Below are 23,832 nucleotides of genomic sequence, written 5' to 3' on the forward strand. Positions count from 1 at the left end.
TCTCACGGATCCACACGTGCCCCCGGCGGGCATCCCGTGACGGTATGGTCGCGCGGCGCGAAAAACGCCACTCCCGCAGCGACGGTTACGTCAAGAAGACCGAGGCCGAGCCCGCCCGTCAGGAGCTGTGAGGACACGCGCGCCGACGGCCAGCCACGCCACCGCGGCGATGCACACGAGCGGGCGCTCCATGGCCGTCAGGGCGGTCGTTCCTCGGTCGGTGGCGAGTTGGGCGGTGGCTGTGGTGTACATGCCCAGAGGGAAGACGATGCACCAGAGGGTGAGGTCGTGGGGGAGGGGAACGCGGTGGTACAGGTGGCGCCACACGCCTGCGGCCAGCAGCGGGACGATCAGCACCGTGGCCCAGGCCCACAGGACGGTGACCGCGGTGTCGAGGGGGACTCGGACCGGGCGAGGTAAGAGCCCTTCAGATGTGGCCAGTTGGGCGCCCGCGAGGGTGCTGATGGCGGCGGCACCCATGGTGATCCAGTAGGGGGGCGCCAGGTGCGTCGCCTCGGGCGGATCGCGCAGCAGCCGAAGGACGACCGAGGCGAGGGTGACCGCGTACATGAGGACCGCGGTCGCCCAGAGCGCGAGTGTGGCCGTGATGACGGCACGACCGGGGTGGAGGCCGACGACGGTGAGGACGAGGGCCTGCAGGCCGACGGTGGCCAGGAACCAGGTGCCGTCGGCGTACCGCAGCATGGTGCGTCCGGCCGAGCGCGCGAGGGCGACGGCCGCGGTGGCCAAGGCCGTCCACACGACGGCCGCGACGGAGAGCAGGGCGTAGGCGGCGCCTCGTGTGAGGCCGTGGGCGAGGCGGGTGGCGAGGACCCCGCTGGCGGCGACGAACGTGAAATGGCCGAAGAGACGGGCGGGGTCGCGCAGTTCCGCCCTGAGGGCGTCCCGGTGGCGGAGGGCCTTGAGGACGATGGCGGCCAGGAGGGTCACGTAGGCGGCCACCGCGAGGCCGAGCAGCAGGGCGGACGGCGTACGGGCGCCGGACTGCGCCAGGGCACGGGAGACGGCGCCCGTGGCCATCACGGGCGCGAAGCAGGCCGGGGGAAGCCGTCGGCACCGGTCGAGGAGCGCCGGCCGCGTCACCGGCGTGCGGCGGCGGGCGGTGCCGGCTGCTGACCCGGCCGATGCGCGGTCGGGGCGCGTCGCGTGCCGCGGGAGCGGTAGACGACATAGGGGCGGGCCAGGTAGCCGAGGGGTGCGGTGAAGGCGTGGACGAGGCGGCTGAAGGGCCACAGCGCGAACAGGGTCATGGCGAGCAGGGCGTGGACCTGGTAAGCGAGCGGTGCGTGGGCCATTGCGGGCACGTTCGGGTCGAGGGTGAACAGGGAGCGGAACCACAGCGAGACGCCGAGCCGGTAGTCGTAGGGGTGCGGTTGGAGGGTGGTGGCCGTGGCGGTGAGCCCCGCCAGCAGGACGCAGACCAGGACCGGGTAGACGGCGCGGTCGCTGCGGCTGGTCGCGGCCCGGACGGCGGGCACGCGCAGCCGCCGGTGGAGCAGGATCGCCAGGCCGGCGAGGGTGGCGAGGCCCGCGGTGCCGCCGACGATCAGGGCGTTGGCGTGGTACAGCCACTCGTGCACGTGGACGCGTTCGGTGAACGACTCGGGTACGAGCAGGCCGATGACGTGCCCGGCCGCCACGAACAGCAGCCCGTAGTGGAACAGCGGGCCGCCGATGCTCAGCAGGCGGTGTTCGTGCAGCTGACTGGAGCGGGTGGTGAAGCCGAACCGGTCGTAGCGGTAGCGCCAGGCGGTGCCGGCGACCAGGACGGTGAGAACGAGATAGGGCAGTACGCCCCACAGGGCGATGTGCAGACGGGTCACCGGGAGATCTCCTCCACGTGCGGGATCGTCGGGCGCCCGGGGAAGGGCGGCAGGCCGACGGACTCGGTGGGCGGCCCGGAACGGGCCAGGCGCAGGGCGGCGGCGCGATCGGCGGGGGAAGGGCCGGGCAGGGTGCCACAGACCGCTTCCAGGACGTCGGCGTAGGGGCTGCGGTGCTCCTGCAGCGCGAGGCGAAGGAGTTCCAGAGCCGCGCGGTGATCCCGCAGGGCCCTGCGGCCGGGTTCGGGGCAGCGGGCGGCGAACTCCAGGGCGAGCGGCAGGAAGTCGGGCAGTTCGTCGGCGGGCGGCTGCCAGCCGTGCGCGCGGTACAGCTCGCGCCAGTTCAGCAGGGACTGACCGCGGCGGCGGGTGTCACCGTCCGTGTAGTAGGTCAGGTGCAGGGTGCGCCGCCGGCTGCGGTCGAACGTCGTCACGTAGCGGGCCGACAGCTCCAGGGCGGATACGCCCGTGACGGCCGCGCAGAACCGGGCCAGCGGCTCGGCCTGCGCGCGGGGCACGCCGCCCAGGGCATCGGTGACCAGCTGCAGACGGCGGGTCCAGTCCCGGTCGGGGTGGAGCAGGAGCAGCGAGGCCGCCTGGTGGATCAGTGCCGTGCTCACGCCCGCCTCCCCTCGCCGCGCGGGAAGAGGCCGTCGGGACGCCCGCGCCCGTTCCAGTTCAGAAGGTTGACGCGGCCGCGCAGCGACGCCTGCGCGCGCTCCGGCTCGGGGGCCGGCGTGGCGTGAAAGGTGTCCGGGGCGTACATGCCCGGGCCGCCGGGGCCGTCGAGACCGCAGCCGCCCAGCTCGTCCTGGGGAGTGCCGGCGGTGTAGCTGGTGGGGATCACGTAGCGCTCGTCGTACTTGGCGAGGGCGAGCAGCCGGTACATGGCCTCGATGTCCTCGGTGTCCATGCCGACGGCGCCGGCGATGGCCGGGTCCTGCCCCTCGCCGAGGTTGACGCGTCGCATGTGGGAGCGCATCGCGGCGAGCCGGCACAGCGCCGCCTCCACGGGGGCCACGTCGCCCGCGGTGAAGAGCCCGGCGAGGTATTCCAGGGGGATGCGCAGGGAGTCGATCGCCGCGAACAGTTTCGCGGGATCCTCCCCGTCGTGACCGGTGGCGGTGAGGGACTCCACGACCGGCGACAGGGGCGGGACGTACCAGACCATGGGCATCGTGCGGTACTCGGGATGCAGGGGCAGCGCGACCTTGTAACGGCTGATGAGGGCGTGGACGGGTGAGCGCCGGGCCGCGGTGACCCAGTCGTGCGGGATGCCGGCGTCCTCGGCGGCCTGCCGCACCGCGGGGTCGCCGGGGTCGAGGAAGCACCGCAACTGCGCCTCGTAAAGGTCCTGTTCATCGGCGGTGGCGGCGGCCTCGCCCACCTTGTCGGCGTCGTAGAGGATGACGCCTAGGTAGCGCAGGCGGCCCACGCAGGTCTCGGAGCAGACGGTGGGCTGCCCGGCCTCGATGCGCGGGTAGCACAGCGTGCACTTCTCGGCCTTGCCGGTGGCGTGGTTGAAGTACACCTTCTTGTACGGGCATCCGGTCACGCACATGCGCCAGCCGCGGCAGCGGTCCTGGTCGACGAGGACGATGCCGTCCTCGATCCGCTTGTAGAGCGCCCCGGAGGGACACACCGCGACGCACGAGGGGTTGAGGCAGTGCTCGCAGATGCGCGGGAGGTAGAACATGAACGCCTGCTCGTACTCCAGCCGCACCCGCTCGTTCATCTGTTTCAGGACCGGGTCGCCCGCGATGTGCTCGGGTCCGCCGCCCAGGTCGTCGTCCCAGTTGGGGCCCCAGGTCACGCGGGTGGGCGTGCCGTCGATCAGGGAGCGGGGCGGGGCGGTGGGGACGTCGTCGCCGAGCGGCGCGCTGATCAGGTTGTCGTAGTCGTAGGTCCACGGCTCGTAGTAGTCGTCGAGCGAGGGCAGGTCGGGGTTGGCGAACAGACGGGCCAGGCGCCGGGCCCGGCCGCCGCTGCGCGGCACCAGGCGGCCGCGTGTGAGCCGCCAGCCGCCCTGCCACCTCTCCTGGTCCTCGTAGCCTCGGGGATAGCCCTGGCCGGGGCGCGTCTCGACGTTGTTGAACCACACGTACTCGGTGCCCGACCGGTTGGTCCAGGTCTGCTTGCAGGTGACCGAGCAGGTGTGGCAGCCGATGCACTTGTCGAGGTTCATCACCATCGCCACTTGGGCCATGATCCTCATCAGTAGTCGACCTCCTGGGAGCGGCGGCGGATGACGGTGACGGCGTCGCGCTGGTTGCCGGTGGGGCCGTAGTAGTTGGGGGCGAAGGACAACTGCGCGTGGCCGCCGATGAGATGGGTCGGCTTGATCAGGAGCCGGGTGAGGGCGTTGTGGACGCCGCCGCGCCGGCCGGTGGCCTCGGACTTGGGGACGTTCACGAGGCGTTCCTGGACGTGGTACATGAACACGGTGCCGGGCGGCATGCGGTGGGAGACGACCGCGCGGGCCACGACGACGCCGTTGCGGTTGACCGCCTCGATCCAGTCGTTGTCGGCCACGCCGATCGCGGCCGCGTCCTCCACACCGATCCAGATGACCGGGCCGCCGCGGGCCAGGGTCTGCATCAGCAGGTTCTCCTGGTACTCGGAGTGGATCGACCATTTCGAGTGGGGGGTCAGATAGCGCACGGTCACCGAACGCCCTTCGCCGCCGCCGGTGACGCGCGGGTGCTCACCGAGGACGTCCAGGTCCAGTGGTGGCCGGTAGACCGGGAGTTGTTCGCCGTACTCGGCGATCCACGGATGGTCGAGGTAGAAGTGCTGGCGTCCGGTGAGCGTGTGCCAGGGCTTGAAATGCTCGGTGTTGATCGTGAACGGTGAATAGCGGCGGTCCGGGGCCTCCTTCCCCGACCACTCGAAGCTCGCCCCGACCTGCACCGGACGGGCCTGCGTGTCGGAGAACACCACGCGCCGCTCGGCCACCGACGACGCCAGCTCGGCGAGGCCGGTGTCGGCGCCGCAGCGCTCGGCGAGCCGCTCGAAACCCTCGGCGGCCAGCCTGCCGTTGGTCGTGCCCGACAGGGCCAGGATCGCCTCGCACAGCTTGACGTCCGTGTCGAGCAGGGGCCGTCCGAGCGCCGGGCCGCGGTCCGCCGTACCGCACCGCGCGGCGAGCCAGCCGGCTTCCTGCACGGGCTGAACGGTCACGCCCTTCACCGTCATGCCCTGTTCCTCGGCGAGCGGGCCCAGTGCGGCGATTTTGTCGCCGATCGCGGTGTAGTCCCGTTCGACGACGGTGAACTGAGGGCCGGTGGGCCCGTCGGGCGGGGCCTCTCCGGGGGTGTCGTGCTGCAGGGCGGTGGCTACCAGGTCGTGGGCCACGTCCAGGCGTCCCGCGGCCAGCCGGCTGACCTCGGCGGCGAGGCCGTGGAAGATCTCGAAGTCCGTGCGCGCCTGCCACGGAGGGCTGATCGCCGGGGAGAAGGCGTGCACGTAGGGGTGCATGTCCGTGCTGGACAGGTCGTGCTTCTCGTACCACGTGGCCGCGGGCAGCACCAGGTCGGCGAAGAGCGTCGTGGACGTCATGCGGAAGTCCAGCGCCAGCAGCAGGTCGAGCTTGCCGCGCGGGGCCTCGTCCCGCCAGGTCACGTCCCGGGGCCTGCACCCGGGCGGGGCCTGTTCGGCGGTGGCGTTGTCGGACGCGCCCAGCAGGTGCCGCAGGAAGAACTCGTTGCCCTTGGCCGAGGAACCGATCAGGTTGGCCCGCCACACGGTGAGCACCCGCGGCCAGTTGACCGGGTCGTCGGGGTCCTCACAGGCGTAGGAGAGCCGGCCGGCGTCCCGCTCGCGGGCCACCCACTGCGCCGGGTCGACGCCCTCCTCATGGACGCGGCGCCCGAGCTCCAGGGGATTGGCGCCGAAGGTGGGACAGGACGGCATCCACCCCTGCCGGGCGGACCGCGCCACGAGGTCGGCCGTGTGCAGGCCGGTGAGGGCACCGGGTGCGGTCGGCGAGGTCAGCGCGTCGGCGGTGAACCTCTCGTAGCGCCACTGGTCCGTGTGCAGATACCAGTACGGCGTGCCCGCCATCTGGCGCGAGGGGCGCACCCAGTCGGAAGCCGTGGCCACCTGCTGCCAGCCCGCGTACGGCCGCACCTTCTCCTGGCCCACGTAGTGCGCCCAGCCGCCGCCGTTGACGCCCTGGCAGCCGGTGAGCAGCAGCAGCGACAGGAAGGACCGGTAGATCGTGTCGGAGTGGAACCAGTGGTTGGTGCCGGCCCCCATCACGATCATGCAGCGGCCCTTCGTCTGCTCCGCGGTCCGCGCGAACTCCCGCGCGGCCCGCACCACCGCCTTCGCGGGCACCGAGGTGATCGCCTCCTGCCAGGCGGGGGTGCCGGGCGTTGCCGCGTCCTCGTACGGCACGGGCCGGCCGTCGCGGCCCACGCCGTACTGGGCCAGCATCAGGTCGAAGACGGTCGTGACCAGGCGGTCGTCCAGCCGCAGCGCCGGAACCGTACGCCGTACCGTCGCTCCGTGCTCGTCGAAGCGGGGCAGCTCGACGTCGGCCGGCACCGCGCCGGGGCGGCCGTGGAAGCTCAGCAGCGGCTCGGTGTCGCCGAGATCCAGGTTCCAGCGGCCCTCGCTCGACTTGCCCCAGCGGTCGCCCAGGGTGCCGTTCGGAACGACCGGCCGGTCGGACACCGTGTCGTAGAGCACCGGCATCCAGCGCCGCGCCGCCGCCTCGGCGTCCCTGGCCAGATCCAGGTCCCGGGCCGTCACGAACGCCCCGGGTGTGTGCGTGTGCGTCCCCCGCTCGTCCAGGGCGACGAGGAACGGCAGGTCGGTGAACCGCTTGACGTAGTCGGTGAAGTACGGCACCTGCCGCTCGACGAAGCACTCGCGCAGGATGACGTGCCCCATGGCCATGGCGAGCGCCCCGTCGGTGCCCGGGTGGGGGTGCAGCCACTCGTCGGCGAACTTCGTGGCATCCGCGTAGTCCGGGGAGACCACCACGACCTTCTGGCCGCGGTAGCGGGCCTCGGCCATCCAGTGCGCGTCCGGGGTACGGGTGACCGGGACGTTGGAGCCCCACAGCATCAGATACGCCGCGTCCCACCAGTCACCCGACTCGGGCACGTCGGTCTGGTCGCCGAACACCTGGGGCGAGGCGATCGGCAGATCCGCGTACCAGTCGTAGAACGACAGCATCGGCGCGCCGATCAACGCGTGGAAGCGGGCACCGACCGCGTGCGAGGCCATCGACATCGCCGGGATCGGGGAGAAGCCGGCGATCCGGTCCGGACCGTACTCCCGCAGCGTGTGCACGTGTGCGGCGGCGGCGATCTCCAGCGCCTCGTCCCAGCCGATGCGCACCAGGCCGCCCTTGCCGCGTGCGGACTGGTAGCGGCGCCGCTTGTCCGGATCGCCGGTGATCTCCGCCCAGGCCGCGACCGGATCTCCGTCCGCACGGCGCTTGGCCTCGCGGAACATCTCCACCAGCACACCGCGTGCGTGCGGGTAGCGCACCCGTGTGGGCGAGTACGTGTACCAGGAGAACGAGGCGCCGCGCGGGCAGCCCCGCGGTTCGTAGTCGGGGCGGTCCGGGCCGGCCGAGGGGTAATCGGTCGCCTGGGTCTCCCAGGTGATCAGGCCGTCCTTGACGTACACCTGCCATGAACACGAACCCGTGCAGTTCACTCCGTGGGTGGAGCGCACCACCTTGTCGTGCGCCCACCGTTCCCGGTACGGCTGGTCATTGACCCGCTGATCCGTGCGGAAGACCGCCCGCCTCTCCGGCGTGGTCGGCGACCGCTGGAGCAACTGCCCTGCCGCGAACAGCCGTTCGGCCGCGTCCGAAGCGATCTCTTCCAACCTTGTCCTGGCACGTCCCACGGCCTGGGACTCCCCTCAAGCGCGCACCCGTCTGCTGACGAGACTCAGGTTGCGCCTTCAAGGGCCGGTACACCGATCTCTTTTTAGCCAGTTGAATGTACCTAGAATTTGTTTTCCCTCCCTTTTGCAAAAGGGCTTTACGAATTCGGTCACGCAGGCGAAAAACGAATGTTCGGAATCTCTGTGGGGGAATCTGTCGGCTACGAGGTCTTCACCGAGCCGTCCGGCTGGATGTGCAAGGTCGGCGAGCGCGACGCCTCGGAGAAGGAGCCTTCGCTCGCCGCCACCTCGACCTGAGCCTGCACCGCGGCGTGGACGCGCGCCACGGAGCACCCCTTGGTCGTCAGCCACATGGTCTTCCCGGCTTCCACCGTCGCGGTGACGTCGCTGTCCGCGGCTCCGCACGGCGCGAATTGCTGGGTGCGCACATATCCGAGACGTAGCCGCAGTACCTGGCTTCCACCGGCATTGCGCGCCATGACTCCGAACTGGACCGAGTCCTCGGTGACGCGTGCGCACGGGGTCCACTCCACGGGCCCCACTGCCTGCACTCGGGTGGCGCAGTGGGTATCGGGGTCGGTCGGCAGGGAGGCCGAGCCGGTGACCGCCCCCGGCCGGCCGCTCACGGGCGTCTCGACGTTCGGCCGTTCGGCGACGTCGGAGGGGCGATCACGGTCGTCGTCGAACCAGCCCCCTGCCCACGCCCCCACCACGCCGGAGACGACAGCGGGAACCAGCAGGGCCACTGCTTTGCGCCACCACGACGACCCTTGCGGGGCAGGCGGCTGTGGAGGTGGTGGGGTCATGATGCGCCCGTTCTCGATCGGTCGAATGGGTGGGTGGCCGGGTCCCTGCGGCCCGGGGTGCCGTCAGGGCGACGACTTCCGCGTCAGCCGGCTGCCCAGAACAGCCAGGAGGACCATGCCGGTCAGCACGCTCGGTGTGGTGTGGCCGAGGGACCTGCCCACCAGCCAGCCCGCAGCCGCCCCGGTCACCGCCAGGGACCCCATCTCCAGGACGTCACCGATCCGTCCGCCCGTCCCGCCCCGCCAGCGGCGTACGACCAGCAGCGGAAGGACGAGCCCCGACGAGCCGAGCAGGGCGATCAGGGGAGCGTGGAGACGGACCGGCACGGGGAGCTTGTACGCCAGGGCCTGGATGGCGGTCAGCGCCAGCAGAACAGAACCGATGACCGTCGTCTGGACCAGGGACAGGTACTGCTGGTGACTCTGCAGCCGCTGCGCGGCGGACTCCGTGGCGACCCGGGCCGCCTCGGCCACCTGCTCCCGGGCGATGCCCAGGTACGTCACGTCGTCGTCGAGCACCGCGGCCAGTCGTAGGCGCAGTTCCTCGTCGTTGTCGAGGACTCTCGGCCGGCCATCCGCGTTCGCCCCCAGCACGCGCAGGCCGGCTGAGGCGACCTCCAAGGACCGGGTCATGCCGCGCAGGTCAAGGTTGGTCGCGCTCGCCAGCCGTTCCTCTTCAAGGGCCTGCTGGGCCTGCTCCGCGATGCACTCCCAACGCGCGAGGACCCGGCGGCCGGTGGTGGTCCGCGCCGCCGTACTTGCCGTCAGTTCCCTCCACTGCCTGGTCAGATCCTCGCCGGTCCGCCTCAACCGGTCGAGGCGTTCACTCAAGGCGGCGTCGCTGTCGAGGCGTAGCCGATACTTCTCGCGGATGAGGGCGGCGCCGATGAGATAGCGCGTCAGCGGCACGAGTCCCCCGTGTTCGGAGTACCAGCTCCAGTCGTCCAGCAGGCCTTCCTGCTGGTCGGTCGCCAGGGTGGTGATGAGGAGATCGCGGCGGGCGGAAAGCATCTCCCCCGATCGGGTGATCTCCCACAGCGTCAGCCCCGTGTCCGTCTCCACCGGGCGCGAGAGCCGGGACTGCGGCACCAGCTCCCGACGCAGCCCTGCCCCCACGAGCGCGGGGTCCGGGCGCGAGGCGCCGTCGGGAACGCTGAGCGACCGGTGAATGTGGACCGATCCGAGGAGCGACGCGTCGGTGTCGGCATCGCTCCTCACTGACGCCGCTCGGGCACGGGCCTCTTCCCAGGTGCGTTCGAGCGCGCGCAGCACCTGTGCGCTCTCCTCGGCGGTGCGGCCAGGCCCCTCGTCCGCCGCCAGCATGACGGTGAGGCCGACCACGTCGTGCAGCCGGTAGAGCATCGCCTGTCTCGTCCCGGTCGTGTCGGTCCGTTGTCGCAGGGGGAGGAATCCGACCCCGCCCCTCAGTTCGGCGGGAAGGGACAGCTCACCGTCGGCCTGGAGGGCCGTGTCCATACCGGCCCGCGCACACGTGTCCCAGAGGAGATCCAGCAGGCGTTCTTCCGAGTCGCCGAACCGCTGGGACGCGAAGAAGTAGTGCATCTGCAGTGCCTCACGCGCAAGGCGCGGTTCACTGCTCATCCTGGTCCTCGGTGCGCTCCCTCTCGCGCTCGTCCCCACCCAGCCGGTCCTGGATCAGCGCCTTCCGCTCGAGGATCCGCTCCGAGGGCTCTGCGCCCGTCAGCTTCCTGGGCGCGCGCGTCACCGTCACGGTGTCCTCGAGACGGAAGAGCGCCCGGCGGAACCCGTCGGTGTCGCCCCGGTCCAAAGCGTCGGACATGGCGGCCAGGAAGCCCTCTACCTGCTCCCAGCCCTCCGAAGAGAGCCGACTGCGGACCGCAGCCTCAAGGATCTCCTCGGCCATCGGACGAAGACCACTCAACTCGGCCCGCACACCGCCCCCTTGCTACTCTCCGACCGCTGTACCCAGATTAAGGGATCAGACGGGATGGCGATGGGGGGCGGATGAGCCGCGCGAACGGCCTGAACGGTTTCGGACGGCTCCTGGGACGGATGCTGTTCGTCAAGGATTCGAACCTCGTCGCCGCCGACATGGGCCGGTACGCCGTTCAGGACCTTCAGCACTGGTACGACAACCCCGGCGATGTGCAGGCCCTCCAGAGCGCCGTCTCCTTCTACCGGACCGCCCTGAAGAACACCACGCCCGACCACCCGCAACGAGCCGCCCTGGAAGAGCAACTCGGTGCCTGCCAGGGCTTCTACTGGATCGCGACAGGCTTCCTGGACGCCCTGCACCAGTCGATCGACCTCATGGCGGCGTCCGCGGCCCGCACGCCGCCGGCCGACGCCGAGAACTGGACCGGCCGCCGCTGGATGCTGATGCTCCTGCACATCCTGCGCTTCGGCGCGACCAGGGACCTGTCCGACGCCCGGCTCGCCGAGGACTGTCACCGGTCGCTGGCACCGATGCTGGACGCGTCGCACGGGCAGCCGTGGGCGCCTGACCAGCGCGCGGTGGTGTGCCTTTCCGCAGCCCAGCTCGCCGTGCTACGAGGGGACGAGACGGCTGGCGCCTCCTGGCTGGGGCAAGCCCGGCAGACCTTCGGCGGTTCCCTGGTCCCGACCGCGGGCCCGGGGGTCGAGACCTGGTCCGTCCTGCTCCTGCGACGCGTCCGCTTCCTGCTGGAACGCTACGAGAGCACTCATGACCACCAGCTCTGCCAGGAGGCGGTCGCCCTGTGCTCCTGCGGCATCGGTGCGTTCGGTGAACGGCAGGGCGATCCAGCGCTGTTCGAGCTGCGCGGTCGTCTTCTCTTCACCCGCTACCGGCTCCTGGGACAGCGGCAGGACGCCCAAGGCGCCCGCCTCGACTGCGCGGCCGCCCTGCGCCTCGCCGACCCCGGCGAGGCGCAATGGCGCGCCGACGTGCAGTGGCGTCTGGCCACGCTGCTCCTGCTGACCTCCCAGCACGAGCAACTCGCGCCCGCAGACATCGCCCTGGCCCACCGCCTCGCCGTCGAATCCCTGGCCGCGATCACGCCCGGTTCGGCAGATCACGCGGCGCACGTGCGTCTGCTGGCCGACGTCCGCTACCAGTTCCCGTCCGAGGCCGGCATCGCATACATGCGGGAGACGGCCGTGCTGTACGAGCGGGCTCTCGCCGAGCTGAGCGGCACTGATCACGCCTGGCTCATTCACAACCGGCTCGCCCTGCTCAACGGAGACTTCTACCGGGCCACCGGGGACCCGGAGCAGCTGTCGACGGGAATCGGCCACGCGGAACAGGCCGTACGCCTCTGCCCACCACGCGAAGCCCCGCAACAGCTCCCGGTTGCGCACACCGTGCTCGGCGACCTGCTACGACTGCGGTACGAACGCTCCGGCGACCGGCGGGACTACGAGCGGGCATGGGAGCACACGGGCCAGGGCGTCGCCCTCGCGCAGTTTCCGGGAACCGCGCCCCAGTGGGCGCAACGCCTCTCCAACCACGCGCTGGTTCTCGCCCTCCCGGGCCGCCCCGAGGACTACCGCGCCGCGGAGCGGCTGCTGCGCGACGCCCTCGACAGCGAGAGCCTCCTTCCGCAGGACAAGCCCGTCCTGCACCACAACCTCGGGACGATCCTGCGGCAGGCCGCCGAGGCCACGCATGACCGCGAGCAGCTCCGGCACGGCGTCGGGCACCTGAAGGCGGCGGTGGCCACCACAACGGCGAACGACGTCCTCGGCAGACTCGCTCGCCGCAACTTGGCCGCGGCCCTGCACTCCTGGTGGCTGCTCGACGAGGATCCCGCTCGGCTCGACGAGGCACTGGAAGTGGTCGGAGCCGCACTTGAGGAGGCTCCCGCCGGCGCACCGGACCACCCCCTGCTGCTGTCCGATCTGGGCGGCTGCCTGGTAAGCCGCGGTGTCCACCACGCCGAGCAGAACGACGTGGAGCGCGGCCGCCGAGACCTGGAGCGTGCGGTGGAGGCGCTGCAACAGGCCCTGCGCTCGCTGCCGCCCGGGTACACCACCCGTCCGGCCATCGAAAACCAGTACGGTGAAGCCCTGAAAGCCCTCGGTCAGCTCACCGGTGATCGGCGGGGCAGGGAGGAGGCGCTGGCCGTCCACCGGCGGACCGTGAACTCGCTGGACGCGGACAACCCGTCGTGGGCACTGTCCGCGCTGCTCCTCGCCACCACGCTCGTCAGCGTCGAGGCACCGTCGGCCGAGGAAGTGACAGAGGCCGCGAGCCTGTGCCTGCGGGCTGCCCGGCATCCGTCGGCGACTCCGACGACCCGATGGAACGCGGCTGTCAAGGGCGCCGAACTCCTGGCCGGGCGGGGCGACTGGACGGGGGCCCTCGACGCCTGCACCGCCGCCATCGCCGTTCTGCCGCGGCTGGCCTGGGGCGGCCTCGCCTTTGACGACCGACTGCATGCCCTGAGCGACACCTCCCAGATGGTCTCCGACGCGGCCGCCATCGCCCTGCACGCGAATGCCCCCGAAAGGGCGCTGGAGATCCTCGAACACGGCCGCGGTCAACTGCTCTCCCATGCCCTGGACATGCGCGCCGACCTGGAGGCCGTACGTCGCCAGGACCCGCGGCTGGCGACCGAGCTGGAGCTGCTCCGCAACGACCAGAACACAGTCCGGAGCGGCGAACCCGAGCATGTGGGAACGTACCGGAGGCAGCGTCAGCACCACTGGGACCATCTTGTCCAGCAGGTGCGGCAACTCCCGGGTCTGGCCGACTTCCTCAAGCCTCTGCCGTACCGCGACCTCCTCTCCGCCGCGCAGGACGGCCCCGTCATCGTCCTCAACGCCAGCCCCTTCCGCTCGGACGCACTGGTCCTGCACGACGGTGCCCTCACGGTCGTTCCGCTGCCCGGGTTCCGGCACGGCAAGGCAGTGCTGCGCGCCCAGGCCCTGTCACGGCTCGTGCACCCGTTCGAGGAAGGGGAAGACGCGTACGAAGGGCAGCACGCCGAGCTCCGCCCGTACCTGACCGACCTGTTGGACTGGCTGTGGAAGACGGTCGCGGAGCCGGTGCTGAGGGTTCTCCCCTCCAGCCCGGTGGAGCACGAGAACACGCTTCCGCCCCGGATCTGGTGGTGCCCCACCGGCGTGTTCAACCACCTTCCGGTCCATGCCGCTACCCGGATCAAGGACCCGTTCGACCCGAACAGCATGGCCGGCGACAGCCTCACCGATCGGTTCGTCTCGAGTCACACCCCGACGCTGCGTGCCCTCAAGGCCGCCCGTGAGGCCGATCGGGCAGCGTCCGGCGCGAAGCCCCCCATGCTGCTCGTCGGCGTCGGCAGGACTCCGCCCCGGACGGACCTGGCCGAGCTGCACCACGTCGCTGTGGAGATCGACGCCGTCGCGCGACTGTTTCCGACGGCAGAGCCCTTGCGCGACGAGGACGCGCTCCGGGAGACCGTCCTACGGCGGCTCAGGGCCGGAGGATGGTTCCACTTCGCGGGCCACGGTGAACAGAACCCCGAGGAACCCGACGGGCTCCTCTATCTGTGGGACCACGCCACGAGCAACTCCCTGCGCATCCGGGATATCACCGGTCTCCGGCTCGACAAGGCCGAGCTCGCGTTCCTCTCGGCCTGCCAGACCCACCTGGCCCCACGGGCACACTCCGACGAGCCTGTCAGTCTTGCCGGGGCGCTTCAGCTCGCCGGCTTCCGGCACGTCGTCGCCGCACAGTGGCAGCTGAACAGCCTCAGGGCCCGGCACGTCACCACGAGCTTCTACGAGAAGCTGCTGGAAAGATCCGGAGCCCGCGGGCGAGCGGCTCGTGTCCCGACAGCCCGCGACGCGGCACACGCCCTGTACGCAGCGGTGCGGGAGCGTCGCAGCGAGCGCCCGGAAGCCGTGGAGGTGTGGGCGGCGTACGTGCACCTTGGGCCGTGACCAAAAGGCGGGCTCGTTCCGGGCACCCCGCACAGCAAGGGCACTGTGAAAGCGACCCTCCTCTTGCCCTTGTGCCTTCGAGGGATCTTTCAGGAAGTGGGGAAACTTCGACGAGATCGACTTTGACCATCTCGGAGTGGTGGCGCTGTTTCTGAAGACCTTCAGATGTCCCGGAAGAGACCAGGGAGGTCCGTGACCTGCCGCGCTTGCTGGGCCTGGGCTGCTGAGCTGCGCAAATGAGCTTTCTGCTGTTTCACGGTCATGCCCGTTGACGCAGCCGGAAGTCCCAGAAAAGTCCCAGAGCACTCCCACTGTCCGCAGTCACTCTGTCGCCTCTATGCAGAGTGTGGCGTGGAGTGAGGGCGGCCACTCCGCCCTTGGACGCGGTGTAGGCGGCCTGGCCGATCTGGCCATCGTAGGCGGCGACCGAGGAGGTGGCGACGAGGACGCCGCGCTCACCGTCCACGGGCTCGGACTCGGCGATGCGCTGGGCGGCGAGCCGGAAGACGTTGAAGTGCCGACGAGGTTGACACCGACCACTCGGGCGAAGGCGTCCAGGTGCAGGGGGCCACTGCGGGAGAGCATGCGGCCGGGCGTTGCGACGCCCGCGCAGCTGACCGCGACGCGCGGGGGCCCGGTTCGCTCGCTGCGTCTACCGCGGTCTGCACGGTGTCCGGGTCGGTGACGTCGCAGGGGACGAAGCGGACGCGCGGGCCGGCGCCCGCGAGCTCCTCGGCGACGGCGGCCCCCGGTGAGGAAGGCAGGTCGGCGATGACCACATGGGCGCCGGCGCGCAGCAGCGCGGTGGCGGTGGCGCGGCCGAGACCGCTGGCGTCGCCGGTGACCAGGGCGGCGGATCCGGTGAGTTGCATGCTCAGACCGCTGGGCGCCACGAGCCCGCAGGCCCCTCCGCGCTGCACCACAGTGAAGATCCGGATGCCTGGAGGCTTGCCGCCCGGAAACCGATCGGTGTACCGTGTGAGAAACCGATCGGTTTCCGCTTTGGAGTCAAGAACATGACTACTCATGCCACCTCCACTATCTTCGTCATCGGCGGTACAGGGGCCCAAGGGATGCCTGTTGTCCGCGCTCTTGTCGCCGACAAGAAGTATTCCGTCAAGGTCCTCACGCGGGATGCCGCCTCCCCCCGGGCCCAGGCTCTTCTCGCGCTCGGCAACGTCTCCATTCTCGAAGGGTCATTCGCCGACGAGGACATACTGCGCGAAGGATTTCGCGGCTGCGACGGGGCGTTCATCAACATCGACGGGTTCAATACCGGCGAGAAAACGGAGACCTACTGGGCCATCCGCACTTATGAGATAGCGATCGAAGAAGGTGTCAACTTCTTCGTCTACGGAAACCTCGACTACGCCCTCAAGAAATCAGGCTACGACTCCAGGTTCCGCACCGGTCACTATGACGGCAAGGGCCGCATGGCCGAATGGGTGCTGTTTCAGAACGAAAGGAACAGGGACCGGATGGGAGCGGCGGTCTTCACCTCGGGTCCCTATATCGAGATGGTGATCTCACCACTCACGCCCATGACGCCCACCGTCGAGGACGGTGTCGTCACGTGGCGAGTCCCACTCGGTGAGGGGGCAGTTCCGCACGTGGCTCTCGAAGACTGCGGATTCTATGTTCGCTGGCTCTTCGATCATCCAGAACGGGCTAATGGCATGGACCTCGAAGTCGCCATCGAGCACATGACCTATGCCGACATGGCTGCCGCATTCGGGAAGGTCACGGGGCGCCCGGCGCAGTACATCGACACCGACCTGGACGCATATTGGAACAGTCCGGACCTGACAGGGATTGCCGATCACCCTGCCGGATACAACGCCGACCCCAACGACAAAAGCACCATGAGCTTCCGTGATAATTTCACGGGCTTCTGGAATGTATGGAAGCACGGGATTATCGCCAGGGACTACGCTCTGCTCGACGAAATTCACCCCAACAGGATCAGAAGTGCTGAGCAGTGGTTCCGTCGAGAGGACCAGCTGGGCAGGGAACTCGGCAAGGGAAGTCTCTGGGAGAGGGTCCAGCCGGAGAACTGGAGCATGGACTCCGCGATCCTCAAGAGCAGCGCGGACTTCAGGACGGGCACGTTGTAGCGGACCCGTCTTGTTCGGCCTTGTCCAGGGCCCGTTCCACACGGTCAGGAACCCGGCGATCGGCCATTCCGGCGGAGAGTGCTCTGTATCACTCACGCTCCACACCGCAAGCGAGATGGTGCGCTCGGCCACGAGCACCGCGCTGCGGGTCGCCGCGGGCGAGCTGGAGCTCTACGACACCGCAACGTCGACGGGGCGGACGAGGTGTTCGCCCCGGATCTGATCGATCACAACCCCGCTGCTGAGGCCGCCTCGGGCATCGACGGCATGCGAGCGTCGATCGCCGCGGTCCGTGACGGATTCACCGACACACAGCACCGGATTCTCTTCCAGCAGGAGCTTCCCGGAGGCTGGGTGGTCCTCCACTGGCGGATGACCGGGACCCACACCGGGGACGCCTTCGGGTTCCCCGCCAGCGGCAACCCGGTCGACATCAACGGCCAGGACATCATGCGCATCGTCGACCGCAAGATCACCGAGATCTACCACGTCGAGGAACTGCTCAAGCTCACCCAGCAGATCAGCGGCGGCGCGCAGTCGGCGTGAAGACCGAGATCTTCTCGGACAACGCCCCTGACTCCTGATCGGCAGGCGCCGCCCGCACCCGTGCGGCGCCTGCCGATGACGGCAAGGGCCGGCAGTCCCGAAAACACCGCACCGACAAGCTCCTCACGAGCCCGGTCGCGGGTCCGGCGTTCCGCGCACGTGGTCCTGCCCCGGCAGGGACCTGACCGGACGGGACGAGCGGCAGGTCCGCCGCACACGGCGACGGTCTTGACCTCGTCCGCTCCCGCCGGGCCGGTAGACATCCGCGCGCAGCACCGTACCGTCACGCATCTCCGACGGAACGTCCAACTCGATCCGGATCTCCGTCATGTACCGCTCCTCAGTGGTGGTCACAGTGCTCCGGGGCGGTCACGCCACCGCGTTCAACAGGTCGGCCAGTATGTCGGGCCGTTCCAGAGCGATGAAGTGGCCGGCCTTCGGCACCTGCGTGAAGTCGGCGGCCGGCAGCAGCCGCTTGTTGGCTTCCCGGTCCGAGGGCCGGGACCAGTCCTTCTCGCCGTGGACGAGGTGGACGGGGGCCTTGACCTCGGGGTAGCGCGAGCGGGCCGCGATGAGGGTGGGCAGGTTCTGGTACACGGCCCGGGCGACGGTCGGGTAGCCGGGACGGCTGCCCACCTGGAGGAGCTCGTCCACGTAGTCCGCCCGCAGCGCGCTCTTGTCGCCGAGGCCGCCCTGAAGGATCTTGCGGAGCGCGGCCTTGGGCTCCACCCCGGCGACCACCGGGCCCACTCCCGGCGTGAGGACACCACTGACCACCACGCGGGCGAGGAGACCGGACCTGGCGATGCCGCCGCGGAAGTCGTAGGTGTTCACCGCGACGACGCGCCGTACCCGCTCCGGCAGATCGGCCGCGGTGGTCAGTGCGAGCACCGCCCCCATGGACTCCCCGACCAACGTCACGTCACGGAGGTCGAGTTCGGTGAGGAGCCGCTCGACGCCCGCGCGCATCGCCGGCTCGTCGTACGACGCCCCGGGCACGATCTCGGAGTAGCCCATCCCCGGCAGATCGAGGGCGTACACGGTGTACCGGTCCGCGATCAACGGGATGAGGAGGCGGAAGTGCTCGGCCTGCGTGCGCACGGTGTGCAGCAGGACGACGGGAGCGCCGCTGCCCGCCTTGAGGTAGCGCAGCGTTCCCTCGTGGCTGTCTCGTCCTGCGCGCGGGGCGATGGTGTGGCTGGTGGCCCCCGGAATGTGCATCGTGGGCCGTGACTTCTGGCTGGGCATCTCTCTGTATCCCTGTCCTACTTGGCCAGCTGGGCGTACAGCCCGGCCAGGTCCCCGGCCAGGCCCGCCTTGACCTGCCGCGTGATGTCGTCGGCGAGCACCTCGTACGCGCCCGTCTCGACCCCGTCGAGGGCGAGGGCGGCGACGTCACGGGGGTCGGACTTGGGCGCGTCGACGCCCGCCGCCAGGTCCGTGTCGACGTATCCGACGTGCAGTCCGGTGACGGAGATGCCGCGCGGCTGAAGCTCCAGGCGCAGGGAGTTGGTCTGCGACCACAGGGCGGCCTTGGAGGCGCTGTAGGAGCCGCCGAGGGCCAGCCAGGACAGTACGGAGTGGACGTTGAGGATGTGGCCGCCGCCGTTGCCCTCGATGACCGGCACGAAGGCGCGGGCGACCAGGAGCGGGCCGTAGAAGTTGGTCTCGAACTCCCGGCGTACGTCGTCGACCGGGGAGTCGAGGAAGGACGCGCCGACCGCGGCACCGGCGTTGTTGATCAGTACGGTGACGTCCTGCGCCTGTGCGGCGGCCGCCGCCACGGAGGCCGGGTCGGTGACCTCCAGCGCCACCGGGACCGCGTCGGGGTGCGTCACGGTGCGCGGGTCGCGGGCCGTGGCGTAGACCTTGGCGGCTCCACGCGCGTACAGCTCTTCCACCAGCGCCTTGCCGATGCCCCGGCTGCCGCCGGTGACGAAGACGTTTGCGCCCTTCAAAGCGGTCATGACTGCCTCCACAGAATGGGAAACCGACGGGAAACCGATCGGTTTTCATTACAGTAAACCGATCAGTTTCCGAGTGCAAGCTCATCGAAGGAACCAGTTGCGTGGGGCCGGCTTCAGGATGTCGTTCCGTATCCGTGAATCCCCGGGACGGTGAGCTCTCCACCCGTCTGCCCGGCCTGGTCGATGTCGGCGTCGGTCCAGGCAGTGAGGGAGCGCATGAGGATTTCAGAGCTCAGCCGACGGTCCGGGGTGCCGGTGGCGACCATCAAGTACTACCGACAGGAGGGCCTGCTCCCCGAGGGCCGTGCGCTGAACCCGACCACGGTCGACGACCGCGCAGTTCGAAGGGATCGAGGACCGCATCGCCCTCGCTGAGCGGGCAGTGGTCCTCACCGTGCTGTTCGAGCCGGTCGTCAGGCTTCTGCGGCGCCTGACCCAGGAGGACGCGAACCATCGTCGCCATGATCGCCGTGCGTGCGGGCCGGGGGGGGAGGGGCCGGGGGAGTGAGTCCCCGGAGCGAGCGGCGGCGTGAGTCCCCGGCGGGGTGCCCGTGCGTCACCGGCACCCCGCTCGCGGGGGTCAGCCCGCGGCGACGGGGACCGGCTTGTCGGCGGTGTCGTCGGTCGGCATGTCGGTCTCCTTGATGCCGAACCGGTCGTAGAAGCGTGCCAGTGGCCCCGGCGCCCACCAGGCCGCCCTGCCCAGCAGTTTCATGACGGACGTTCCCAGCAGGATGCGCACCACCAGCACGTCCACCAGGACCGCGAACACCATGCCGACGCCGAACAACTCGATGGTCAGCACACCGCTCATCCCGATCGCCGCGAGCGGCACGCACATCAGCACCGCGGCGCTCACGACCAGGCGGCCGATGGACCCGAGCCCGGTCGCCACGGCTTCCGTGCTGTCGCCCAGCTGGTCGTACTGCTCCCGCATCCGGGACACCAGGAACACCTCGTAGTCCATGGAGAGTCCGAAGATCAGCGCGAAAGTCGTTCATGGACACCGTGCTGCGACCGCTGCAGGACAAGAAGGAGACCCTCTACGTCCTGCCGGGCTCACACGCGCAGGAGTACGCCCGGCGCCGCTTCCCCCACAAGCCCGTCAAGGAAGTCACCGGCGGCTGGCAGCCCCCGGCGAAACGCTCCACGTCCACCGAGCGAGAGCAACGTACGTCATGAGTGGCATTCACCCCTTCCGCGTCCTGCGCGCCAAACCTCTGTGGATGGCCAACGGCCTCATCACGGGCGTACTCGCGCTCCTGTTCGCCGTGTTCTACGTCGGCGCCAACATTGATCCGGTCGATCACATGACCAAGCTGCCCGTCGGCCTGGTCAACGCCGACAAGGGGGCCGCCCTCGGCGGCAAGCAGGTCAACCTGGGGGCGCGGATCACAGAGTCGATCAAGCAGTCGACCGCGAGCGGGGACAGTATCGACTGGAAGGCGATGGACGAGAGGGAGATGAAGGAGGAACTCGGTGAGGGCAAGCTGTACGGCGCGCTCGTCGTCCCCGCCGACTTCACCTCCTCCGTCACCGCACTGACCGGCACCATGACCACCGGGACCCCGGCCCGCCCGACGCTGACGGTGCTCACCAATCAGTCCGCCGGCAGTCTTGGCTCCGGCCTGGCCCGGACGGCGACGACCCGGGCAGCCGAGAACGCCTCGCTCCAGGCGGGCAAGGAACTGACTGCACAGACCGGCGCCCAGCAGACGAAGCTGCCCGCCGCGGCACACCTCCTGCTCGCCGACCCGGCCGCCGTCACGGTCCAGGACGGCCATCCGCTCGACTCGCACAGCGGCCTGGGCCTGACGGCGTTCTACTACGCGCTCGTCCTGGTCGTGTGCGGCATGCTCTCCGCCAACGTCATCAGCGGCCAGGTCGACCACGCCCTCGGCTACACCCACAACGACATGGGACCACTGCGCCTGCACCGCCCGCTGATCCGGGCGACCCGGGTGCAGACCCTGGCCATCAGCAGCACCCTCATGGCCGGCCTGTCCCTGCTGATGGGAACCCTGGTCATGGTCGGCGCGGTCGGCATCATGGGCATGGACGCCGCCCACCTGCCGCTGCTGTGGCTGTACTCGGTGTGCGCCATCGCGGTCTCCGGGATCGGCGCGCTCACCCTCCTCGCCGTCTTCGGCACACCCGGCATGCTGGTCGTCACGCTGGTCTTCATCGGGATGGCGGTGCCGACGGCCGGCGCCACCACCCCCCTCGAGGCGCTGCCCGGCTTCTACCGCTTCCTCGCGGAATTCGAGCCGCTGCGGCAGATCACCGGCGGTATCCGCTCGATCCTCTACTACGACGCCCAGGGCGACGCGGGTCTGACCCGGGGCTGGGTCATGATGGCGACCGCTCTCGTGGCGGCCGCGCTGTTCGGCTTCGGCGTACTGGGGTGGTACGACCGCAAGGGGCTGCACCGCATCCCGGTGGAGACGACGCCCGAGAAGACGGCGGCCCCGGCGTAGCGCAGGCCACCCTCCACATCCCCCAGGACGGGGCCATCACTCGGAGTGGCCCCGGTGTGTGTCGCCCTGCCGGGGACGACGGGCACGCACACCACCACGGCTCGGCGACGGCCTTCCCCCAGGCCGTCGCCGAGCCTCCGCGCGGACACCCCCCTGGAAACCGATCGGTTTTCATTTGCTTCTCTTTGGGTTAACCTCGCGGTATGACCACCGAAGTGAAACAAAGCCCCAGGGAGCGGCTGCTGGAGGCGGCGGCCACACTCACCTACCGAGATGGTGTCGGCATCGGCGTCGAGGCGCTGTGCAAGGCGGCGGGAGTGTCGAAGCGCTCCATGTACCAGCTGTTCCAGAGCAAGGACGAACTGCTGGCGGCGAGTCTGGAGCGGCGCACTTCCGCCTACGTGGCGGCACTCCTGCCCGCGGCGGACGACGACCGTTCCCCCAGAGAGCGGATCCTGCATGTCTTCGAGCAGGTGGAATCGCAGTCGGGCGCGCCCGAGTTCTACGGCTGCCCCTTCCTGGCCGCGCAGATCGAGCTCAAGGACCAGAGCCACCCCGCGAGCCGGGTCGCCCATCAGGTCAAGGAAAACCTGACCGCCTTCTTCCGCGCCGAGGCCGAGCGGGGCGGGGCGAGCGATCCCGGTCTGTTGGCCCGGCAGCTCAGCCTGGTCTTCGACGGTGGGAGCGCCCGCGCGGGCATCGGCGCGGACCAACTGACGGGGCTCATCGCGCCTACGGTGATCACCCTGCTCGACGCGGCGGGCGTGCGCTGACGGATATCTCCTCCAGAACGCTTCCCTACTGCCCGGCGTTCGGCCGGAGCCCCTGGCCGCAAGCAAGAGTGGTGCCGAGCATGCCGCAGGCGAAGAAGCCTGCGGTCCGGTCGGCATCGGCACCCAGTGACAGGTGCACGGTCTCCCAGATCCTCATCCAGCCGTCCCGGACGAGCTCACCGATCAGGTCATCGCCCTGCGCTTCGGCGGCCGCCACGACGGCGTATCCCTGCGTCTGCATCAGGAGCGTTTCGGGGTGCGTCGAGATCAGCTGCGCGTAAGCGTCCGTCATGGCCTGGCGGGCCCGATCGCCGTCCTCCATCCCGTCGGGCCGCCCTCTGAAAAGCCAGGCGAGTGTCGTCCATGCTCCGCACCAGAGCGGCGACGAAGATTGCCTTCTTGTCCGGAAAGAGCCGGAATGGATAGGGCTGTGTGACGCCGACCCGCCTGGCGATCGCCGCGGTGCTGGCGTCGTAGTAGCCCTTGATCGCGAACTCGGCGGTCGCCGCGCGGATGACGCTCTCGCGCCTCTCCTGCGCACTGATCCTGCCCATGCCGTCCTTCTCCCTGCTTGGACTTGCACGCGGAAACCGATCAGTTTACAGTGCTGGAAACCGATCGGTTTTTCAATGAGTGCGGGAGTGCATGATGACGACAGATCGGCCGGTGGCACTCGTGACGGGTGCGTCATCCGGCATCGGGAAGGAAACCGCGCTCGCACTGGTCGCAGGGGGTTTCAACGTGGTCGGCACAAGCCGCGACGCCTCACGCGTCATCCCGCTCGACGGTGTGACCTTCCTCGACCTCGACGTGGCAAGCGACGCTTCGGTCTCCGCTGCGGTCCAGGAGGTGAGCGAGCGGTTCGGGCGGATCGACGTCCTGGTCAACAACGCCGGTGTCGGCTCGATGGGTGCGGCGGAGGAAACCTCCGTCGAGCAAGCCCAGACCGTCTTCGACACCAACGTCTTCGGGGTCATGCGCATGGTGACGGAGGTCCTGCCGTACATGCGCGCCCAGAAACGCGGCCGCATCATCAACATCTCGTCCGTACTCGGGTTCATGCCCCAGCCGTACATGGCCGTCTACGCCGCCTCCAAGCACGCGATCGAGGGCTACTCCGAGTCCCTGGACCACGAGGTCCGGGAGTACGGCATCCGATCGCTTCTCGTCGAACCCGCCTACACCAGGACCGGATTCGAGGCCAACAGCGCGAAGCCCGACATGCCCCTGCACGCCTACGCGAAGCAGCGGCAGACCGTCGACCGTGTGATGGCGGAGGCGATCAGGGACGGCGACGCACCCGCCGTCGTCGCCAAGGCGATCGTCGCGGCGGCGACCGACGCCAGGCCGAAGCTGCGCTACACCGCCGGCCCTACGGCCGGACGCGTGAGCACGCTGCGCCGTCTCGTTCCCGCCCGGGCCTTCGACAAGCAGATCCGCAAGATCAACCGCTTGGCCGGCTGACGCGCAGGCTCACACGCAGACGGCCACCCGGCGCGGTCGACGCCCACGTCCCTGACATTCCGAACAACTGCCCCCCACCACCAGACA

General features: G+C 69.8%; 21 protein-coding genes and 2 pseudogenes. 8 read left to right on the plus strand and 15 right to left on the minus strand.

The annotated features are described in order from the left end of the window. Positions 1-90: 90 nt before the first annotated feature. The 8 genes from QF034_RS31485 to QF034_RS31520 all read right to left on the minus strand — a co-directional run bounded on the left by QF034_RS31485 (position 91) and on the right by QF034_RS31520 (position 10,403). Entirely contained in the window at positions 91-1,104 is a 1,014-nt protein-coding gene (locus tag QF034_RS31485; RefSeq protein ID WP_307178084.1) for a tellurite resistance/C4-dicarboxylate transporter family protein, read from the minus strand. Then, a complete protein-coding gene (gene narI / locus QF034_RS31490) occupies positions 1,101-1,844 on the minus strand; it encodes a respiratory nitrate reductase subunit gamma (RefSeq protein ID WP_307178085.1) in 744 nt (247 codons plus the stop codon). The genes QF034_RS31485 and narI overlap by 4 nt, the downstream gene beginning before the upstream one ends. Continuing rightward, positions 1,841-2,464 carry a nitrate reductase molybdenum cofactor assembly chaperone gene (gene narJ / locus QF034_RS31495; protein ID WP_307178086.1) on the minus strand — a complete coding sequence of 208 codons (624 nt, stop codon included), beginning with the start codon at positions 2,462-2,464 and terminating at the stop codon, positions 1,841-1,843. The genes narI and narJ overlap by 4 nt, the downstream gene beginning before the upstream one ends. Then, positions 2,461-4,059 carry a nitrate reductase subunit beta gene (gene narH / locus QF034_RS31500; protein ID WP_307178087.1) on the minus strand — a complete coding sequence of 533 codons (1,599 nt, stop codon included), beginning with the start codon at positions 4,057-4,059 and terminating at the stop codon, positions 2,461-2,463. Before narH ends, narJ begins: the two co-directional genes overlap by 4 nt. Further along, on the minus strand, positions 4,059-7,682 hold the full coding sequence (locus QF034_RS31505; RefSeq protein WP_307180017.1) for a nitrate reductase subunit alpha: 3,624 nt from the start codon (positions 7,680-7,682) through the stop codon (positions 4,059-4,061). The genes narH and QF034_RS31505 overlap by 1 nt, the downstream gene beginning before the upstream one ends. A 230-nt stretch (positions 7,683-7,912) precedes the next feature. Continuing rightward, positions 7,913-8,458 carry a hypothetical protein gene (locus QF034_RS31510; RefSeq protein ID WP_307178088.1) on the minus strand — a complete coding sequence of 182 codons (546 nt, stop codon included), beginning with the start codon at positions 8,456-8,458 and terminating at the stop codon, positions 7,913-7,915. Between the two features lie 123 nt (positions 8,459-8,581). Beyond that, positions 8,582-10,120, minus strand: a complete 1,539-nt coding sequence (locus tag QF034_RS31515) for a CATRA conflict system CASPASE/TPR repeat-associated protein (RefSeq protein ID WP_307178089.1) — start codon at positions 10,118-10,120, stop codon at positions 8,582-8,584. Next, on the minus strand, positions 10,110-10,403 hold the full coding sequence (locus QF034_RS31520) for a CATRA system-associated protein (RefSeq protein ID WP_307178090.1): 294 nt from the start codon (positions 10,401-10,403) through the stop codon (positions 10,110-10,112). The genes QF034_RS31515 and QF034_RS31520 overlap by 11 nt, the downstream gene beginning before the upstream one ends. A gap of 101 nt (positions 10,404-10,504) precedes the next feature. On the opposite strand from QF034_RS31520, the gene QF034_RS31525 reads away from it, so the two are divergent. After that, positions 10,505-14,404: a CHAT domain-containing protein gene (locus QF034_RS31525; protein WP_307178091.1), complete on the plus strand. Its 3,900-nt coding sequence runs from the start codon at positions 10,505-10,507 to the stop codon at positions 14,402-14,404. Positions 14,405-14,663: 259 nt separating this feature from the next. Here QF034_RS31525 and QF034_RS31530 read toward each other — a convergent pair whose 3' ends face one another. Further along, positions 14,664-14,870 (minus strand): SDR family NAD(P)-dependent oxidoreductase, encoded by a 207-nt coding sequence (locus tag QF034_RS31530; protein ID WP_307178092.1) that lies wholly within the window; start codon positions 14,868-14,870, stop codon positions 14,664-14,666. After that, complete coding sequence (locus QF034_RS31535) at positions 14,860-15,276, minus strand: SDR family NAD(P)-dependent oxidoreductase (RefSeq protein ID WP_307178093.1); 417 nt, start codon at positions 15,274-15,276, stop codon at positions 14,860-14,862. The genes QF034_RS31530 and QF034_RS31535 overlap by 11 nt, the downstream gene beginning before the upstream one ends. On the opposite strand from QF034_RS31535, the gene QF034_RS31540 reads away from it, so the two are divergent. After that, positions 15,184-16,518, plus strand: a complete 1,335-nt coding sequence (locus QF034_RS31540) for an NmrA family NAD(P)-binding protein (protein WP_307178094.1) — start codon at positions 15,184-15,186, stop codon at positions 16,516-16,518. The two genes, QF034_RS31535 and QF034_RS31540, sit on opposite strands and share 93 nt — an antisense overlap. 78 nt (positions 16,519-16,596) lie before the next feature. Then, positions 16,597-17,064 (plus strand): ester cyclase, encoded by a 468-nt coding sequence (locus QF034_RS31545; RefSeq protein ID WP_307178095.1) that lies wholly within the window; start codon positions 16,597-16,599, stop codon positions 17,062-17,064. 369 nt (positions 17,065-17,433) lie between these two features. Here QF034_RS31545 and QF034_RS31550 read toward each other — a convergent pair whose 3' ends face one another. Both QF034_RS31550 and QF034_RS31555 read right to left on the minus strand, forming a co-directional pair. Further along, a complete protein-coding gene (locus QF034_RS31550) occupies positions 17,434-18,312 on the minus strand; it encodes an alpha/beta fold hydrolase (RefSeq protein ID WP_307178096.1) in 879 nt (292 codons plus the stop codon). Between the two features lie 17 nt (positions 18,313-18,329). Then, positions 18,330-19,031 carry an SDR family oxidoreductase gene (locus QF034_RS31555; RefSeq protein WP_307178097.1) on the minus strand — a complete coding sequence of 234 codons (702 nt, stop codon included), beginning with the start codon at positions 19,029-19,031 and terminating at the stop codon, positions 18,330-18,332. Between the two features lie 216 nt (positions 19,032-19,247). On the opposite strand from QF034_RS31555, the pseudogene QF034_RS31560 reads away from it, so the two are divergent. Further along, positions 19,248-19,385 (plus strand): annotated as a pseudogene (locus QF034_RS31560) (MerR family transcriptional regulator); the annotation flags it as partial. A gap of 226 nt (positions 19,386-19,611) precedes the next feature. Here QF034_RS31560 and QF034_RS31565 read toward each other — a convergent pair. Beyond that, positions 19,612-19,998: an MMPL family transporter gene (locus QF034_RS31565; protein ID WP_307178098.1), complete on the minus strand. Its 387-nt coding sequence runs from the start codon at positions 19,996-19,998 to the stop codon at positions 19,612-19,614. A gap of 32 nt (positions 19,999-20,030) precedes the next feature. Between QF034_RS31565 and QF034_RS31570 the strand changes: the two genes are divergently transcribed. From QF034_RS31570 to QF034_RS31580, 3 genes are all read left to right on the plus strand, one after another. Then, the gene (locus tag QF034_RS31570) at positions 20,031-20,213 is read left to right on the plus strand and encodes a hypothetical protein (protein ID WP_307178099.1); all 183 of its coding nucleotides are present in this window, start codon (positions 20,031-20,033) and stop codon (positions 20,211-20,213) included. Continuing rightward, positions 20,210-21,508 (plus strand): SNG1 family protein, encoded by a 1,299-nt coding sequence (locus QF034_RS31575; protein ID WP_307178100.1) that lies wholly within the window; start codon positions 20,210-20,212, stop codon positions 21,506-21,508. The genes QF034_RS31570 and QF034_RS31575 overlap by 4 nt, the downstream gene beginning before the upstream one ends. A 203-nt stretch (positions 21,509-21,711) precedes the next feature. Continuing rightward, the gene (locus tag QF034_RS31580) at positions 21,712-22,281 is read left to right on the plus strand and encodes a TetR/AcrR family transcriptional regulator (protein WP_307178101.1); all 570 of its coding nucleotides are present in this window, start codon (positions 21,712-21,714) and stop codon (positions 22,279-22,281) included. A gap of 25 nt (positions 22,282-22,306) precedes the next feature. Here the strand turns inward: QF034_RS31580 and QF034_RS31585 are convergent, their stop codons facing one another. Continuing rightward, positions 22,307-22,603, minus strand: coding sequence for a hypothetical protein (locus QF034_RS31585; RefSeq protein WP_307180122.1), 297 nt, complete (start codon positions 22,601-22,603; stop codon positions 22,307-22,309). 115 nt (positions 22,604-22,718) lie between these two features. Continuing rightward, positions 22,719-22,835 (minus strand): annotated as a pseudogene (locus QF034_RS31590) (TetR family transcriptional regulator); the annotation flags it as partial. A gap of 94 nt (positions 22,836-22,929) precedes the next feature. Between QF034_RS31590 and QF034_RS31595 the strand changes: the two are divergent. Beyond that, positions 22,930-23,745 carry an oxidoreductase gene (locus QF034_RS31595; RefSeq protein ID WP_307180018.1) on the plus strand — a complete coding sequence of 272 codons (816 nt, stop codon included), beginning with the start codon at positions 22,930-22,932 and terminating at the stop codon, positions 23,743-23,745. Positions 23,746-23,832: the final 87 nt, after the last annotated feature.

It is taken from the genome of Streptomyces africanus, from assembly GCF_030816955.1.
Classification (GTDB): Bacteria; Actinomycetota; Actinomycetes; order Streptomycetales; family Streptomycetaceae; genus Streptomyces; species Streptomyces africanus.

What these genes read in the sequence shown, in the direction of transcription:
- narH (WP_307178087.1), bottom strand. Translation starts at nt 4,059, where the DNA reads ATGAGGATCATGGCCCAAGTGGCGATGGTGATGAACCTCGACAAGTGC.
- QF034_RS31515 (WP_307178089.1), bottom strand. Translation starts at nt 10,120, where the DNA reads ATGAGCAGTGAACCGCGCCTTGCGCGTGAGGCACTGCAGATGCACTAC.
- QF034_RS31520 (WP_307178090.1), bottom strand. Translation starts at nt 10,403, where the DNA reads ATGGCCGAGGAGATCCTTGAGGCTGCGGTCCGCAGTCGGCTCTCTTCG.
- QF034_RS31525 (WP_307178091.1), top strand. Translation starts at nt 10,505, where the DNA reads ATGAGCCGCGCGAACGGCCTGAACGGTTTCGGACGGCTCCTGGGACGG.
- QF034_RS31540 (WP_307178094.1), top strand. Translation starts at nt 15,184, where the DNA reads ATGGGCGCCGGCGCGCAGCAGCGCGGTGGCGGTGGCGCGGCCGAGACC.
- QF034_RS31535 (WP_307178093.1), bottom strand. Translation starts at nt 15,276, where the DNA reads ATGCAACTCACCGGATCCGCCGCCCTGGTCACCGGCGACGCCAGCGGT.
- QF034_RS31550 (WP_307178096.1), bottom strand. Translation starts at nt 18,312, where the DNA reads ATGCCCAGCCAGAAGTCACGGCCCACGATGCACATTCCGGGGGCCACC.
- QF034_RS31555 (WP_307178097.1), bottom strand. Translation starts at nt 19,031, where the DNA reads ATGACCGCTTTGAAGGGCGCAAACGTCTTCGTCACCGGCGGCAGCCGG.
- QF034_RS31565 (WP_307178098.1), bottom strand. Translation starts at nt 19,998, where the DNA reads ATGGACTACGAGGTGTTCCTGGTGTCCCGGATGCGGGAGCAGTACGAC.
- QF034_RS31570 (WP_307178099.1), top strand. Translation starts at nt 20,031, where the DNA reads ATGGACACCGTGCTGCGACCGCTGCAGGACAAGAAGGAGACCCTCTAC.
- QF034_RS31575 (WP_307178100.1), top strand. Translation starts at nt 20,210, where the DNA reads ATGAGTGGCATTCACCCCTTCCGCGTCCTGCGCGCCAAACCTCTGTGG.
- QF034_RS31580 (WP_307178101.1), top strand. Translation starts at nt 21,712, where the DNA reads ATGACCACCGAAGTGAAACAAAGCCCCAGGGAGCGGCTGCTGGAGGCG.
- QF034_RS31585 (WP_307180122.1), bottom strand. Translation starts at nt 22,603, where the DNA reads ATGGAGGACGGCGATCGGGCCCGCCAGGCCATGACGGACGCTTACGCG.
- QF034_RS31595 (WP_307180018.1), top strand. Translation starts at nt 22,930, where the DNA reads ATGACGACAGATCGGCCGGTGGCACTCGTGACGGGTGCGTCATCCGGC.